Genomic DNA, 14,951 nt, shown 5'->3' with positions numbered 1-14,951 from the left:
GCGGGCACTGGCCCGTCGCCTGGGCACCGAGGATTCGGGCCAAAGCCTGGTGCTGGTCATCGGGCTGGTGGCGATCACGCTGTTGACCATCAGCATCGTGCTGGCGGCCAGCGCCGTGAACCTCAAGGCCCGCCAGCTGCTGGCCGCCGCGGACGGGGCGGTCATTGCCGCGGTCGACGAATTCGAGCTCGTCGGCGAGGGCCCCAAACCCGAGATCCGGCTCAACGAGCAGCAGGTGTCCCAGGCGGTGCGCCGCTACCTGGCCGATACCCAGGCCCACGGCCGCTTCGACGACCTGGGGGTGGGCGGCGTCGGCATCCTGCCCGACGGACAGGGGGCCACCGTGCAGCTGACCGCCCGGGTGACCCCGCCGATCGTCGGCTGGCTGGTGCCGGCCGGGATCCCCATCCACGTGGACGCCACCGCCCGCACCGTGCTCAGCCGCTGAAAACCGGTGCGTTGGCGCAGGCGCCGAACGACTCCGGCGCCGGGCGTGATGACGTAGGCTAGTTAAATCATGGCTAAAACAGACTTTTCTGCTGAACTGCGCGCGCTTCGTTCCACTTTCCGGTCCATCGAGGCGGTCAGCGACGTCGAGCAAATCAAGGCGGACATCGCCCAGCTGTCTGAGGAAGCCGGCGCCCCGGACCTGTGGGACGACCCGGCCGTGGCGCAGAAGGTCACCTCCCGGCTCTCGCACCGCCAGTCCGAGCTGGAGCGGCTGCAGAAACTGCACACCCGGATCGATGACCTGGAGGTGCTGGTGGAGTTGGCCGAAATGGAGGACGACGCGGACACCCTGCAGGAGGCGGACCGGGAGCTGGAGGCGATCCGCGCCTCCCTGGCCGAACTGGAAGTGGTCACGCTGCTCAACGGCGAATTCGACTCCCGCGGCGCGGTCATCACCATCCGCGCCGGCGCCGGCGGCGTGGACGCGGCGGATTTCGCCGAGATGCTGCTGCGCATGTACACCCGCTGGGCGGAGAAGCGCGGCTACAGTGCGCGCATCATGGACACCTCCTACGCCGAAGAGGCCGGGCTGAAGTCCGCGACCTTTGAAATCGACGAGCCCTACGCCTTTGGCACCCTCTCGGTCGAGGCCGGCACCCACCGCCTGGTGCGCATTTCCCCGTTCGACAACCAGGGCCGGCGCCAGACCTCCTTCGCCGCGGTGGAAGTGGTGCCGCTGATCGAGTCCACCGACAGCATCGAGATCCCCGAATCCGAGATCAAGGTCGATGTCTTCCGTTCCTCGGGTCCGGGCGGGCAGAGTGTGAACACCACCGACTCCGCGGTGCGCATGACCCACCTGCCCACCGGCATCGTCGTGTCGATGCAGAACGAGAAGTCGCAGATCCAAAACCGTGCCGCCGCATTGCGCGTGCTGCAGTCCCGGCTGCTGCTGCTGAAGAAGGAGCAGGAGGACGCGAAGAAGAAGGAACTGGCGGGCGACGTGAAGGCGTCCTGGGGCGATCAGATGCGCTCCTACGTGCTCAACCCCTACCAGATGGTCAAGGACTTGCGCACCGAGCACGAGGTGGGCAACACCCAGGCCGTGCTCGACGGCGAGATCGACGACTTCATCGACGCCGGAATTCGCTGGCGCGCCGGTCAGCGCCACTCGGCGAACTAGCGGCGGGTACCCGCCCCACCAACCCGGCACGCTCCCGCCGCATGCGGCAGCGGCGGGCCCGACCCCCGCAGGCAGTGTCTGCGGGGGTATATTTATGCGTTCGCCCGTTCCCCGTGGACGGCGGCACGTTGGGATTCGGGGTCCGATCCACTGCGCCAGAACAACGCCTGGAACCGATCCGCGCCACGGGTGGAAAGACGCGAACCACGGCGGCCCGGGGTGGTGGGATGGCCAGGAACCCACTGTTGGATGGCGCGCCGGGGAAGGGCCGGGCCTCGATTTTTTCCCGAAAATTCGGGCGTTTGTCGCTCGCTGCACGGCTGCCGTCCCAACCATCGGCCGTGGCTGCGGCAGGCGGCGAACTCCTGCCCATCGGTTCCGGACCCCGCCGGTCACCCCGCCGGTGATCGTGCGGTCAGCGGCCCGTCGACGCACTGGCCGGCACGTGCGCGGGGTAGGCCCAGGAGACGCACACCACGATCCGAAGTCGCATATATTCGCGATCATGCTAAGATCTATCAGCAGAGATGGATGTCACCATCGGATTACGGGGAAGTAACAACGATCGGGAATCAGGATCGTTCCCCATGCCGCAGTGCCCTGGCCACCAGGTCCGCACCCGGCACAGCACTGCACAGCGCTGCCGCCTTGCACATCGACAAGGTCTTGCCGCATGGCAAACGGCACCGGAAGACGACCAGGGCCCGGAGCACACCGGGACCGCGAGCCGGCAGAAGCCCGGCGGCGCGAGTCGTATCGCCACCTAAGCGCGACTGAACCAGCCGAGGGGCACCCCTGTCACGGGTACCCCTGGCCTTCCCATACCCGGGATGAACGCAACGAATGAGCACCGAACGAAAACTGGCAGAGGGGAAGTGGTTGATGGGCCCAGGGCTTGTGCGCGTCAGCTAGGACTATTTCCCGCGGCAAACGCCCCGCGGGACCAGACGTGCAGGACCATGTGCCGGCATTGTGAGGTCTTACGGCCGGCACCGTTTCTCATCATCGTCTATTGAGGAGGTGGCGCATGGATCATCCCGAAATGGTGCAGTTCAGCGCCGTTGTTGTTGTATTGCTCCTGCTGTTCTTCTACGGCGGGACGTTCTTGATTTCCACCCGAATCGGGAAAAAAGAAGAAAACGCCGACGGCTACATGACCGCCGGCAACAAGATCGGATTCGGAATTTCCGCGGCCAGCATGACCGCGACCTGGATTTGGGCGTCGTCGATGTATGCCTCGGCGACCTCGGGCTACACCTACGGAATCTCCGGCCCCATCCACTACGGGTTGTGGGGCGCGTTGATGATTCTGTTCATCTACCCCTTCGGCAAGCGGATTCGCAAGGTCGCGCCGCGGGCCCACACCCTGGCCGAGGTCATGTATGCCCGCCACGGCCGCTCCAGCCAGCTGATGCTGGCCGGTTCCAACGTCGTCGGCTCGCTGATCAGCCTGATGTCGAACTTCATCGCCGGCGGCGTGCTGATTTCGATGCTCTCGCCGTTCAACTTCATCCAGGGCGTGCTGTGCGTGGCCGCCGGGGTGCTGCTGTACACGCTGTGGTCCGGTTTCCGGGCCTCGGTGCTCACCGACTTCGTACAGGTCATGGCGATGCTCGGGGCGGTGGCGGTGCTGGTGCCGTTCATCTTCTTCGCCGCGGACTTCCCGGCGGCCTTTGAAACCGGTGCGGCGAACCTGAGCGCCGAGCAGTCCAACTTCTTCTCCTCCGAGGCGTTCCTGAACCAGGGCGCGCCGTACATTGCCGCGGTGCTGGCCTACGCGATCGGCAACCAGACCATCGCCCAGCGGCTCTTCGCGGTGCGTGAGGACCTGATCAAGCCCACTTTCATCACCGCCACCATCGGCTATGGTGCGATGGTCATCGGCGTGGGCATGCTCGGTGTGCTGGCCCTATACCTGGGCTTCGAACCCACCGGCGGGGACATGAACAACCTGATCCCGGAAATGGCGGCGAGCTACCTGCCCGGCGTGCTGCTGGCGGTGTTCTTCATCATGATCATCGGCGCGCTCTCCTCGACCGCCGACTCGGATCTGGCCGCGCTGTCCTCGATCATGATGGCCGACGTGTACGGCCAGAACGTGGCCGGCAAGGCGAAGGCCAACCCGAAGACCATGCTGCTGGTGGGGCGGATCACGATGGTTGCCGCCACCGCGCTGGCGGTCATCTTCGCCAGCCTGCAGCTGAACATCCTGGACCTGCTGGTCTTCGTCGGCGCACTGTGGGGCGCCCTGGTGTTCCCGGTGCTGGCCAGCTTCTACTGGGGCAAGGTCACCAACAAGGCGTTCACCACCGCGGTGCTGGTCGCCCTGACCGTGTTCATCCCGGTGCGCTTCGAACTCATCCCGCTCAACGGGTTCACCGGGCTGCTGGTGGAACTGCTTGCGGTGCTGGGCATCGGGGTGGTGCTGGGGCTGATGTGCTTCGGCTTCTTCGGGATCCGGGCCGCAAAAATCGTCGGCATCGCCTCCGCGGTGGTGGCCGCGCCGTTCTGCTTCGGCTTCCTGCGCGACTACACCACCCTCAGCGCCTCGCTGGTGGCCTACTCGGTGAGCACCATCGTGTGCTACCTGATGTCCTTCCGCTCCAAGATGGACTTCGACTTCTCGCTCATCGCCGAACGCACCGGCGACTTCGACGCGGAGGCGGAGATGGCGGCCGAGGCCAAGAAGGCGCGGCTGGCGCACAGCGCCAAGGGGGTCGCCCCGGCGGCCTCCCCATCCGCCGCGGGTGAGACCGCAACCACGAACACGAAGGAGAACTAGATGGGTACCCTCGCACTATCCCTGTACGTGCTGGTCTGGCCGGTGATCGTGGGCGCGGTGATGTTCTTCATCGCCCGCGGGTTCATCGCCGAATGGCTGGAGGCGCGCCGCAACGGCGAAGACCTGATTTAGCCGTCCGCCGCGGCCCGGCGCAGTACAGCCGCCCCCCGGTTTCGCCTCTAGGGCGAGGCCGGGGGTTTCTTTCTGCCCGGGGCAGTCATACGATGAGCCTAAGCAGTCAGCCCAAGTGATCCGGGCCACAGCGTGTCCGGGCCGCCAGCCGAGGAGCTCTGAGACCATGCTCGACAAGAGCCTTGCCAATCCGGAAGTCGCCGTGGCCGATGTGCGCAACGGCGCCTCCATCGCCGTGGGCGGCTTCGGGCTGTCCGGCAACCCCACCGAACTGATCAACGCGGTGCTGGATTCAGGGGTCGAGGACCTGCACGTGGTCTCCAACAACTGCGGCGTGGACGGGCAGGGGCTGGGCGTGCTGCTCGCGGCCCACCGCATCCGCAAGATCACCGCCAGCTATGTGGGGGAGAACAAGGAGTTTGAACGCCAGTTCCTCAGCGGGGAGCTGGAGGTGGAACTCACCCCGCAGGGCACACTGGCCGAGAAGCTGCGGGCCGGAGGCGCGGGCATCCCGGCGTTCTTCACCCGCACCGGGGTCGGGACCCTGGTGGCCGACGGCGGGCTGCCCCAGCGCTACGACGCGCACGGCGCGGTGCTCAAGGCCAGCCAGCCGAAGGAAGTGCGCACCATCGATTTTGCCGGACGCGAGGAGCAGTACGTGCTGGAACCCTCCATCGTCACCGACTTTGCCCTGGTGCACGCCGCGCTGGGGGACACCCACGGCAACCTGATCTTCAACAAGGCCGCCCAGCAGTTCTCCGTGCCGGCGGCGATGGCCGGGCGGATCTGCGTGGCCCAGGTCGAACGGCTCGTGCAGCCCGGTGAACTGGACCCGGCCCAGGTGCACCTGCCCGGCGTGTTCGTCCACCGCATCGTGGAGGTCGGCGAGCAGCACCTGAAGCCCATCGAGCGGCGCACCACCCGCGCCAAGTGAAAGGTCGTGGTGAACATGGCATGGACTCGTGAGCAGATGGCGGCCCGCGCCGCCCGGGAGCTGCCCGACGGGGCGTACGTGAACCTGGGCATCGGGATGCCAACGCTGGTGCCCAACTACCTGCCCGACGACGTGGACGTTGTGCTGCAGTCGGAGAACGGGATCCTGGGGGTGGGGCCGTATCCCACCGAGGAGGAAGTGGACCCGGACCTGATCAACGCCGGCAAGGAGACCGTCACCGTACTGCCCGGGGCCAGCTTCTTCCATTCGGCGATGAGCTTCGCAATGATCCGCGGCGGGAAGATCGATGTGGCGATCCTCGGGGCCATGCAGGTTTCGGGGGCCGGGGACCTGGCGAACTGGATGATTCCGGGCAAGATGGTCAAGGGCATGGGCGGGGCGATGGACCTGGTGCACGGCGCCCAACGCGTCATCGTGCTGATGGAGCACAACGCCCGCGACGGCAGCGCCAAGCTGGTCAACCAGTGCAGCCTGCCGATCACCGGGCTCGGGGTAGTGCAGCGGGTCATCACCGATCTGGGGGTTTTCGACATCACCCCAAACGGTCTTGCGGTGCTCGAACTGGCCGAGGGCGTCAGCCGCGACGAAGTGCGCGAACGCACCGAGGCACCGCTGGTCGCCTAGCGCCCAGCCCGGGGTTCGGACCCTGGCGACGGCTTAGCCGCAGCGGATCGGCCCGGCCCCGCACCGCGCCGGTTCACGGCGCGGGGAACCGCATTAACGCCGCTCATGTCGTAGGCTGTGTAACGGCCAAGAAACCGGCAACACGCGCCCAAATTCGGGGAGAGGGCCGCGTGCGCCGATAGGGTTTCAATTAAATGACGCATTCTGTGCCGTCGGTGGGTGGGGACCCGGGGCCTGCGTCGCGCCCGACGTTAGCAAGCGATTGAAGACATGATTAAATTCGAAAATGTCTCGATGATCTATGAACCGAAGCAGCAAAATGCGGCTTTGCGCGATGTGAACATCGAGATTAACCGAGGCGAGTTCGCGTTCCTTGTCGGTGAGTCCGGTTCCGGCAAGTCCACATTCCTGAGCCTGATCCTGCGTGAAAAGCGTTCAACCGAGGGCGCGGTCTACGTCGCCGGACAGAACCTGAACCGGATCCCCAGCTGGCGTGTACCCAAGCTCCGGCGCGATATCGGATTCGTGTTCCAGGACTTCCGGCTGCTGCGCGAACGCAGTGTTTTTGACAATGTGGCCTTCGCGCTGGAGGTCATTGGCGCGCCGCGCGCCCAGATCCGTGAACGGGTGCCCGAGGCGCTGAAGCTGGTGGGCCTGGAGGACAAGGCCCGTCGCAAGCCCACCGAGCTGTCCGGCGGCGAGCAGCAGCGCGTGGGTATCGCCCGCGCCATCGTGAACAAGCCCTCGATCCTGCTGGCCGATGAACCGACCGGCAACCTGGACCGGAAGAACAGCCTCGATGTGATGAACGTGCTGGACCGGATCAACCAGAACGGCACCACGGTGCTGATGGCCACCCACGCCCACGAGCTGGTCAGCGACTACAAGCGCCGCGTGATCGAGCTGAGCAAGGGCAAGATCATCCGCGATGAAACCAGCGGCAGCTACATGCCGATGACCACCGTGATCAAGCAGGACGGCTCGCGCGAGCTGCACTTTGGCACCTCCGAGGACGTTGCCGCGAAGGAAACGGGTCAGGATGCGCCGGCACAGGATTCGAGCGAAACGAAAGATGGAGAGCAGTGAGGCCAGGATTCATCCTCCGCGAGGCGGGAAAGAGCCTCAAGCAGAACATCGTCATGGTCGTCTCGGTGGTGCTGGTGACCTTCGTGTCGCTGACCTTCGTGGGCGCCTCGGTGCTGCTGCAGCTGCAGATCAACCAGATGAAGGGCTACTGGTATGACCGCATGGAGGTTGCGGTCTTCCTGTGCGACGACAACTCCCAGGAGCTGAACTGCGCCGGTGAGCAGGTCACCGACGAGCAGCGCTCGCATATCGAAGAGCTGCTCAAGAGCGACGAGCTGTCCCCGTACATCAAGGAGTTCGCCTACGAGTCGAAGTCCGAGGCCTACAAGCACTTCCAGGAGCAGTTCGAGAATTCGCCGCTGCTGAACCAGGTCCAGGAAGGCCAGCTGCCCGAGTCCTTCCGCATCGCACTGAATGACCCGGAGAAGTACCCGGTCATCAATGAGACGTTCTCCACCATCCCCGGCGTTGAATCGGTGATCGACCAACGAGAGCTGCTGGAGAAGGTCTTCCAGCTGGTGCGCGTCGCCTCGGCGTCCGCCGCCGTGGTGGCCGGGGTGATGATCGTCTGTGCGGTGCTGCTGACCGGCACCACGATCCAGCTCTCGGCCATGCACCGCCGGCTGGAAACCACGATCATGCGTCTGGTTGGCGCCTCCAAGACCTCGATTCAGCTGCCGTTCATCATCGAGGGGGTGATCGCCGCGGTCATTGGCAGCCTGCTGGCATCGGGCACGCTCTGGCTGCTGGTGAAGTTCCTCGTGGAGGAGAAACTGGCCAATGACAACCTCGGGGTCGCGTTCATCTCGACGAACGAAGTTCTGCTGATTGCGCCCGGACTCTTGCTAATCGGTATCATTTTGGCAACAATTTCTTCAGTGGTAACGTTGAAGCGCTACCTGAAGGTTTAGCCAATTCTTTGCCGATCTTCACCGGAACTAGAAATCTCATTAAGGAGCACTATGCTGTCTCACGCGGTGCGAAGTAAGTTTCTCCGCGCGACTGTCGGTGGCGCTCTGGCGCTGACGATGCTGGTTCCGGCCACATTGGCAGGGGCAGACGAACTGGATGACCGCAAGAAACAGGTCGAGCAGAACATTGACTCCATTCAGGAGGACATGGAAGTTCTGGACGCCGACATTGTGGAGACCGATCGCAAACTGCGTGAACAGCAGGGTCAGTTGCCCGGCGCCGAGCAGGCCCTGGCCGATGCCCGCAGCCGCGTCGCCAACGCCCAGGCCGCGGTGGCGGACCTGAATGACCGGTTGATTGCCGCACAGCAGACCCGCGATGAACTGGCCGCGGAGATCGAGAAGAATTCGGCCAAGCTGAAGGAAACCGAGTCCACGATCTCGCAGATCGCCTCGGAGGCCTACAAGCGTGGCGGCATGTCCGATGGCCTGGACATGATCCTGAACATCGAGTCCGCGACCGAGATCGCCGACGGCATCACCCTGGCCAGCAAGGCGCTGGAGTCGCAGAACAGCGTCTACAACGACCTGGCGCAGCAGCAGGCCACCGACGAGAACAACAAGGTGCGCCTGGCTGCGGTCGAACAGCAGATCCAGGGACTGAAGGCTGAGGCCGAAAGTGCCCTGGCCCAGGAGGAATCCGCGCGCGATGAGGCCGAACAGCGCAAGAGCGAACTGGACAAGCTGATCGCCAGCACGGAGGCCCTAAGCAGCAAGCTGGAGGCCGAAAAGCCGCGGATTCAGGCCAAGCTGCAGAAGCAGGAGCAGGAATACGCGGCCGTGAACGCGCAGATCAAGGAACGCCAGGAGCGTCTGATCCGTGAAGCGGCCGAACGCAAGAAGCGTCAGGAAGAAGCCGAGCGCAAGCGCCAGGCCGAAGCCAAGGCGAAGTGGGAGGCCGAGCAGCGCGCCAAGGAAGAGGCGGCCAAGCGCCAGGCCAAGGCCGAGGGCCGCAAGGCCAGCTACAAGAAGCCCAAGTACGTGGCACCGGCCCCCAAGACCGTGTCGGAGCCCAGCAGCTGGGGTCTGGTCAAGCCGGTCTCCAGTGGCCGGATCACCTCCAGCTTCGGCTGGCGGCCCACCCCTGCGGGCACCATCGACTACGGCGGACGCGGCGGCTATGTACACGCGGGCGTGGACTGGGGCTTCGGCGGGCAGTGCGGAGCACCGGTGCATGCCGCGGCCGACGGCGAAGTGTGGATGGCCGGCTGGGGCGGTAGCTCCGGCAACAAGGTGACCATTTCCCACGGCGTCGTCAAGGGCAAGGCCTTGGCCACGAACTATCACCACATGTCGCAGGTGGTGGCCCGTGCCGGGCAACACGTCAAGCAGGGCCAGCTGATCGGCTACGTGGGGACCACCGGCAACTCCACCGGGTGCCACATGCACTTTGAAACCGTGATCAACGGGCAGGCCGTGAACCCATTGGGACTTCTCTAACGCTAGACTTGGTCCCTGTGTGCGATTCTTCGTACGTGCAAGACAAGGAGTGCCATGGCTAAGAAGAACCAGGAAAGCAAGGTCATCGCCAGCAACCGCAAGGCGCGGCATGACTATGAAATCCTCGATACCTATGAGGCCGGCATGGTGCTGACCGGAACCGAGGTCAAATCCCTGCGGGAAGGCAAGGCCTCGCTGGTTGACGGGTTTGGCCAGTTCTACCGGGGGGAGCTGTTCATCGAGAACATCTACATCCCCGAGTACCTCAACGGGTCGTGGACGAACCATGCGGCCCGTCGCCGGCGCAAGCTGCTGCTGCACCGGCAGGAGCTGAGCAAGATCGAACGCAGGATCGCCGAAACGGGGCTGACCGTGGTCCCGCTGAGCCTGTACTTCAAGGAGGGCCGGGCAAAGCTCGAAATCGGTGTGGCCCGCGGTAAGCGCGAGTACGACAAGCGCCAGACGTTGCGCGAAAAGCAGGATAACCGCGACGCGTTGCGGGCGATGCGTGAGCGCAACCGGCGCTCGGCGTGATTCGGCTCTCAGCCCCTTGGGCTTTGGCCGGGGCTGCGCTAGTATGGATTAGCACCGAAAAGGTGGGCATCGGAAGGTGTCGTTGGCTTTGAGAGATCAAAGGTTGACAACAAAATACGGGGATGATCGGTTTCGACGGTGTGAGTCGCGACAGATGAAGCGGGCCGAGGACGCAAAGTTATCTCGTTAACGCTCTTTGCAACCAAATAAGTGCCGAATCTAAGCGCACTGACTTCGCTCTCGCTGCCTAAGCAGCCAGACAGTCCGTTAGCCAGGGGATGCTATCGCCCCTGTTCCTAACGTCATTTAGATAGCCACTGCGATCAATGAACGTTGCCGGCGTTGATCGCATAATTTAGGCAACTGTGCCCGGACCAGCCACTTGTTTGCGTGATGGCTGGGGCAGAGAAAATCCACAGCAAACTGCGCCCGGAGAAGACCTGGCAACACCACAGCGGACGGGAGTTCAATTCTCCCCATCTCCACATGCTAGCCCCGGATCCACCAGGATCCGGGGCTTTGTCATGCCCTCCAGCCGAAAAGCCGGGGACGGTCTATGATGATTGGGGGTTCATAAGGAGGGGTACATGAAAAAGGCTGGCGGTTCGGTACTGCTGATGCTGCTGTTCTTGGGGATTGCGATCATTGGCGCCGGTGCGCTGGCCATCGGCGGGGTGGAAGTGATCCAGCGTGCGGCCGGTGCCCACAGCACCGAGGCCCCCTCCGATCCGGTTCCGGCCACCGGTCCGGCTGAAGGTGCCCTCGTGGAGAGCACCGCGCCGGCCATGACCAGCGCGCAGCGCGGACGCTGGGCTGAGGAGAAGATCCGGCAGTGGCTGGGCAATTATGGTGTCACCGAAGTCTCCCAGCTCAACGCACCCTACCGTCAGGTGCAGGCCTGGTTCGCCCCCGAGGAAGGCCACCTGGAGTTGCTGGTCAGCAGCCAGGAGGCCGAGGACCGCGAGCAGCTGAAGAAAATCGCCACCGAGGTTCTGCAAAGCGTCCGTCAGGTCGACGCAAGCCTGCACCAGGTCACGGTTTCCACCAGTGACGGGAGCCAAAGCTACACGGCCGGGCGCTAGCGGAGGCACGGCGTTCCGCCGGCTCCGGCGGGTATGAGGCGAGGCGTCCAAGTCGCGGCACCCGGCGCGAAGGACATAGACTGTTGGACGAGCGAAGAAACGTAATAAGTGCCGAAGTGGAGTGGGATTAAGAGCGATGGGTATTGGCAAGACCTCGCGGGTGTCACCTGGTATTTCAGCGGCGTATGCGACGGTGTCCTTTATCCTCGAAGTCGGATTGCTGGTTGCCGCCGGCTTTACCGCCATGACTTTCCTGCCCTGGCCGCCGGTGCTTGCCATCCTCGTGGTGGTGATTCCGCTGCTGGCCATCTGGTCGCTGGCGCTCTCGCCGAAGGCCAAGGTCCGCTGGCGGCTGCGCACCCGGGTTATACTCATCCACCTGGCCTACCTCATCGGCAGCTACGCCCTGTGGCTGAGCATCGCCCATACCGGCGCCACCCAGTACCTGTTCTGGCCGGCGATCATGCTCGGGTTGAGCGCGGTGAGCATCGTACTGGTGCTGAGCACGCGTGGGCGCGTCGTGCCGCACCCGCGGCCGTTGCCCGGGGGTCCCGCCCCGGTGCAGACCGAGGAACTGCGCGAGCGGCCGCGCGGGCGACGCGCCGCCCGGTAAACGCCCTGCCCGTGCTGTCGCGTCGGCGCCGCTGACGCTACACCATAAATTTCTTGGCCATCGCCCGTGCTGGGATTATGCCGCCGGCAGGTGCGCGACCGCCGGGGGCCGGTGTTTGCCTGACGCGGCGGCTCATGCCTGCTCGGATCGGGGCGCGCGCACCCACACCATGGAGGCTTCGATCGGATCCAGCCGATGCGGCAGGCCGATGCGCGCCCCGGGCACCAGGCCCTGCTGCTGGCAGCGGCGCAGGAAGTGCGGGTCCTCGTCGCTGATGCGCACGATCAGCGCCTCGGTGCCGCTGAAGTGGTCCAGGCGCGTCCCCTGGCTGGGCCGGTGCTCGCCGTGGGCGTCGGGGATCGCGTCCCCGTGGGGATCGCTGCGCGGAAAGCCCAGCCGTTCGTCCAGGGCGTTGATGAAGCGTTCGGAGACCGTGTGCTCCAGGCGTTCGGCCTCATCGTGCACCTCGTCCCACCCGTAGCCCAGTTCGCGGCTCAGGAAGGTCTCCAGCAGCCGGTGGCGGCGCACCACGTTCAGCGCGGCCGCACGCCCGGACTGGCTGAGACTGATCGCCCCGCGCGGGACAAAATCCACCAGGTGCTTCGCCGCGAGCTTGCGCACCATGGCGGTCACCGAGGCGGGGGACAGGCCCAGCTGGTCGGCCAGCTCACCGGTGCCGATCGGGTGCGAATCCCATTCGGACAGCGCGTAGAGCGCCTTGAGGTAGTCCTCCTCGCTGGTGGTCAACCGGCCCGGATCGGAAGAATGGGGCACATCAGCCGCGCAGGTAGGGCAGGATCTGATCGTGCAGCAGGCCGTTGGTGGCCAGCGCGTTGCCGCCGCCGCAGCCCTCCACCCCGGTGATCGAGGTGAAGCGTCCGCCGGCTTCACGCACCACCGGGACCAGGGCGGCCATGTCGTACAGCTCCAGCTCCGGCTCGAACGCGGCGTCCACCCCGCCCTCGGCCAGCAGCATGTAGCTGTAGAAGTCCCCGTAGGCGCGGGTGCGCCAGGCCGCGTCGAACAGTTCCATCAGCTTTTCGCGGCGGCCCAGTTCACGCCAGCCATCCAGCGAGGCGTAGGACACCGAGGCGTCGGCGAGGCTGGAGACCCGGGAGACGGCCAGGCGGCGCGGCTCGGGCAGGCCCGGCTCGCTTACCCAGGCGCCCAGCCCGTGCGCGGCGTGCCAGCGCCGGCCCAACGCCGGGGCCGAAACAACCCCGAGCACCGGCTCATCGTCGATCAGCAGGGCGATCAGCGTGGCCCACACCGGGACCTTGCGCACAAAGTTCTTCGTCCCGTCGATCGGGTCGATCACCCAACGCCGGGCCGAGGAGCCGTGCACGCCAAATTCCTCCCCGTGCACCGCATCCCCGGGACGCTGGGCGGCCAGCTCGGCCAGGATCAGCCGTTCGGCGCCGCGGTCGGCGTCGGAGACTGGGGTCATGTCCGGCTTCGTCTCCACCTTCAGGTCATTGGAGTGGTAGCGCGCCAGGGTCAGCGCGTCGACCTTGTCGGCCAGCGCGAGGGCGAAGGACAGGTCCTCATCCAGGGTGTAGTTCATGGCGTGGTGGTGCTACTGGGCACCGAGCTCCTTTTCGTGGGTGGTTTCCCCGGTGGTGACCAGCCGGCGGTAGGATTCGAGCCGGGCGGCGGCCGAGGCCGGGGCATCGGGGGAGTACGCCCAGGCCTGCAGGGCGCAGCCGGGGGTCTGGGCCATGTGGTCGCAGCCGCGCGGGCACCGGGTGGCGATCTGGCTCAGCTCCTCGAAGGCGGCCAGCACGTGCTCCGGGTCGACCAGGCCCAGGCCGAACGAGCGGATGCCGGGGGTGTCGATCAGCCAGCTGCCCGGCGCGTCCGGCAGGCGCAGCGCCAGCGCGTTGGAGGAGGTGTGCCGGCCCCGCCCGGTCACCGCGTTCACGTGCCCGGTGGCGCGCTGGGCGCCGGTCAGCGCGTTGACCAGGGTGGACTTGCCGACCCCGGAGTGCCCCAGCACAACCGAGACCTTCCCGGCGAGCATGGTGCGCAGCGTGGCCAGCGCCTCGGGGTCCAGCCGGGCGCTGGAGCCGTCGGCGGCCTGCGAATCGATCCCGTTGGCCCCGGCGGTGGTCCGGGAAGTCACCACCGGCAAATCCAGTCCTTCGTAGTAGGCCAGGAACCCGGCCGGATCGGCCACATCGGCCTTGGTCACGCACAGGATCGGGGTGATGCCCGCATCATAGGCGGCCACCAGGGCCCGGTCCACGAACCCGGTGCGCGGTTCGGGGTTCGCCGCGGCCACCACGATCACCAGCTGGTCGACGTTGGCGACCACCACCCGCTCGGTGGCGTCGGTGTCATCCGCGCTGCGGCGCAGCAGGGTGCTGCGCTCCTCGATGCGCACCAGCCGGGCCAGGGTGTCCGGCTTGCCGCTGGTGTCCCCGACCAGCGCCACCATGTCCCCGGGCACGATCGCCTGGCGGCGCAGCTCGCGGGCGCGGGCTGCGACCACGACCCGTTCCCCGGCGGTGTCCTCCTCCAGGATGACGGTGTAGCGCCCGCGGTCCACGGTGATGACCCGCCCGATCTTCGCCCGTTCGTGCGCCGGACGGTCCTTGGTCCGTGGCCGGGAGCCGCGCTTGTTCGGGCGCACCCGCACATCGGATTCGTCCCAGTCCTGATAGCGGCTCATGCGCGGCCTCCTGCCGCGGCGTCCGCCGAGCCGCCCGCAGCGGTGCTGCTGGACGGCGCCCCAGCGGCCGGTGCGTCAGCGGTACCGGCGGTCGCGGCCATCGCCTCCCACATCCGTGCGAAGTCCGGCATGGTCTTGGCGGTGGTCGCGATGTTCTCCACCCTCGTGCCGGGGGTCACCAGCCCGATCAGGGCGGCGGCGGTCGCCATCCGGTGATCCTCGTAGCTGAGCATGTCGGCGGCGCGGCGCGTGGCGGGCGGGATGATGCGCAACGTGTCCTCGGTGGCCTGCACGGTGGCGCCCACCCGGGTGAGTTCGCGTTCCAGGGCGGCGAGCCGGTCGGTTTCATGCCCCCGCAGGTGCCCGATCCCGGTCAGCCGGCTGGGGGAGTCGGCCAGTGCGCACAGCGCGGCCAGCGTGGGGGTCAG

15 protein-coding genes, 1 other RNA gene and 1 pseudogene are annotated in these 14,951 nt (G+C 66.0%); 13 read left to right on the top strand and 4 right to left on the bottom strand.

Annotated elements, in window-relative coordinates; all coding sequences use genetic code 11:
* The 13 genes from RCJ92_RS11265 to RCJ92_RS11205 form a co-directional block, all read left to right on the top strand.
* Window positions 1-448: hypothetical protein (locus RCJ92_RS11265; protein WP_446754607.1), on the top strand; the 448-nt coding region annotated here is incomplete at its 5' end.
* Between the two features lie 69 nt (window positions 449-517).
* Complete coding sequence (gene prfB / locus RCJ92_RS11260) at window positions 518-1,633, top strand: peptide chain release factor 2 (RefSeq protein WP_138172944.1); 1,116 nt, start codon at window positions 518-520, stop codon at window positions 1,631-1,633.
* A 1,027-nt stretch (window positions 1,634-2,660) separates the two neighbouring features.
* Window positions 2,661-4,415 (top strand): sodium:solute symporter family protein, encoded by a 1,755-nt coding sequence (locus tag RCJ92_RS11255; protein WP_446754606.1) that lies wholly within the window; start codon window positions 2,661-2,663, stop codon window positions 4,413-4,415.
* Window positions 4,416-4,547: a putative transporter small subunit gene (locus tag RCJ92_RS11250; protein ID WP_212743845.1), complete on the top strand. Its 132-nt coding sequence runs from the start codon at window positions 4,416-4,418 to the stop codon at window positions 4,545-4,547. It begins immediately after the preceding gene.
* Between the two features lie 166 nt (window positions 4,548-4,713).
* The gene (locus RCJ92_RS11245; protein WP_343834091.1) at window positions 4,714-5,481 is read left to right on the top strand and encodes a CoA transferase subunit A; all 768 of its coding nucleotides are present in this window, start codon (window positions 4,714-4,716) and stop codon (window positions 5,479-5,481) included.
* 15 nt (window positions 5,482-5,496) lie between these two features.
* Window positions 5,497-6,126, top strand: coding sequence for a CoA transferase subunit B (locus RCJ92_RS11240; protein ID WP_138172950.1), 630 nt, complete (start codon window positions 5,497-5,499; stop codon window positions 6,124-6,126).
* A 270-nt stretch (window positions 6,127-6,396) separates the two neighbouring features.
* The gene (gene ftsE, locus RCJ92_RS11235; RefSeq protein ID WP_138172952.1) at window positions 6,397-7,212 is read left to right on the top strand and encodes a cell division ATP-binding protein FtsE; all 816 of its coding nucleotides are present in this window, start codon (window positions 6,397-6,399) and stop codon (window positions 7,210-7,212) included.
* Window positions 7,209-8,123 (top strand): permease-like cell division protein FtsX, encoded by a 915-nt coding sequence (gene ftsX, locus RCJ92_RS11230; protein ID WP_054821112.1) that lies wholly within the window; start codon window positions 7,209-7,211, stop codon window positions 8,121-8,123. Before ftsE ends, ftsX begins: the two co-directional genes overlap by 4 nt.
* Window positions 8,124-8,258: 135 nt before the next feature.
* Window positions 8,259-9,623 carry a peptidoglycan DD-metalloendopeptidase family protein gene (locus RCJ92_RS11225; protein ID WP_446754605.1) on the top strand — a complete coding sequence of 455 codons (1,365 nt, stop codon included), beginning with the start codon at window positions 8,259-8,261 and terminating at the stop codon, window positions 9,621-9,623.
* Between the two features lie 54 nt (window positions 9,624-9,677).
* The gene (smpB, locus tag RCJ92_RS11220) at window positions 9,678-10,157 is read left to right on the top strand and encodes an SsrA-binding protein SmpB (RefSeq protein WP_054821108.1); all 480 of its coding nucleotides are present in this window, start codon (window positions 9,678-9,680) and stop codon (window positions 10,155-10,157) included.
* A gap of 118 nt (window positions 10,158-10,275) precedes the next feature.
* Window positions 10,276-10,645, top strand: a transfer-messenger RNA (tmRNA) gene (gene ssrA / locus RCJ92_RS11215).
* 99 nt (window positions 10,646-10,744) lie between these two features.
* Window positions 10,745-11,239, top strand: a complete 495-nt coding sequence (locus RCJ92_RS11210; RefSeq protein ID WP_446754604.1) for a hypothetical protein — start codon at window positions 10,745-10,747, stop codon at window positions 11,237-11,239.
* Between the two features lie 136 nt (window positions 11,240-11,375).
* The gene (locus tag RCJ92_RS11205; protein WP_446754603.1) at window positions 11,376-11,852 is read left to right on the top strand and encodes a DUF2568 domain-containing protein; all 477 of its coding nucleotides are present in this window, start codon (window positions 11,376-11,378) and stop codon (window positions 11,850-11,852) included.
* A gap of 132 nt (window positions 11,853-11,984) precedes the next feature.
* On the opposite strand, the gene RCJ92_RS11200 is transcribed toward RCJ92_RS11205, so the two are convergent.
* The 4 genes and pseudogenes from RCJ92_RS11200 to RCJ92_RS11185 form a co-directional block, all read right to left on the bottom strand.
* Window positions 11,985-12,599 (bottom strand): metal-dependent transcriptional regulator, encoded by a 615-nt coding sequence (locus tag RCJ92_RS11200; RefSeq protein ID WP_446754602.1) that lies wholly within the window; start codon window positions 12,597-12,599, stop codon window positions 11,985-11,987.
* A gap of 28 nt (window positions 12,600-12,627) precedes the next feature.
* Window positions 12,628-13,416 carry an inositol monophosphatase family protein gene (locus RCJ92_RS11195; protein WP_138172962.1) on the bottom strand — a complete coding sequence of 263 codons (789 nt, stop codon included), beginning with the start codon at window positions 13,414-13,416 and terminating at the stop codon, window positions 12,628-12,630.
* A 12-nt stretch (window positions 13,417-13,428) separates the two neighbouring features.
* Complete coding sequence (rsgA, locus tag RCJ92_RS11190; protein WP_446754601.1) at window positions 13,429-14,523, bottom strand: ribosome small subunit-dependent GTPase A; 1,095 nt, start codon at window positions 14,521-14,523, stop codon at window positions 13,429-13,431.
* Window positions 14,520-14,951: pseudogene (locus tag RCJ92_RS11185) on the bottom strand (3-phosphoshikimate 1-carboxyvinyltransferase); the annotation flags it as partial. The pseudogene RCJ92_RS11185 and the gene rsgA, both read right to left, overlap by 4 nt.

The organism is Glutamicibacter sp. BSL13 (assembly GCF_052928425.1).
This window is presented reverse-complemented; position numbering and strand designations above follow the sequence as displayed.

Excerpts from the sequence above, each read along its gene's own strand:
- RCJ92_RS11250 (WP_212743845.1), top strand. The coding sequence starts at position 4,416 with ATGGGTACCCTCGCACTATCCCTGTACGTGCTGGTCTGGCCGGTGATC.
- RCJ92_RS11210 (WP_446754604.1), top strand. The coding sequence starts at position 10,745 with ATGAAAAAGGCTGGCGGTTCGGTACTGCTGATGCTGCTGTTCTTGGGG.
- prfB (WP_138172944.1), top strand. The coding sequence starts at position 518 with ATGGCTAAAACAGACTTTTCTGCTGAACTGCGCGCGCTTCGTTCCACT.
- RCJ92_RS11195 (WP_138172962.1), bottom strand. The coding sequence starts at position 13,416 with ATGAACTACACCCTGGATGAGGACCTGTCCTTCGCCCTCGCGCTGGCC.
- RCJ92_RS11205 (WP_446754603.1), top strand. The coding sequence starts at position 11,376 with ATGGGTATTGGCAAGACCTCGCGGGTGTCACCTGGTATTTCAGCGGCG.
- rsgA (WP_446754601.1), bottom strand. The coding sequence starts at position 14,523 with ATGAGCCGCTATCAGGACTGGGACGAATCCGATGTGCGGGTGCGCCCG.
- RCJ92_RS11255 (WP_446754606.1), top strand. The coding sequence starts at position 2,661 with ATGGATCATCCCGAAATGGTGCAGTTCAGCGCCGTTGTTGTTGTATTG.
- RCJ92_RS11240 (WP_138172950.1), top strand. The coding sequence starts at position 5,497 with ATGGCATGGACTCGTGAGCAGATGGCGGCCCGCGCCGCCCGGGAGCTG.
- ftsE (WP_138172952.1), top strand. The coding sequence starts at position 6,397 with ATGATTAAATTCGAAAATGTCTCGATGATCTATGAACCGAAGCAGCAA.
- RCJ92_RS11245 (WP_343834091.1), top strand. The coding sequence starts at position 4,714 with ATGCTCGACAAGAGCCTTGCCAATCCGGAAGTCGCCGTGGCCGATGTG.
- smpB (WP_054821108.1), top strand. The coding sequence starts at position 9,678 with ATGGCTAAGAAGAACCAGGAAAGCAAGGTCATCGCCAGCAACCGCAAG.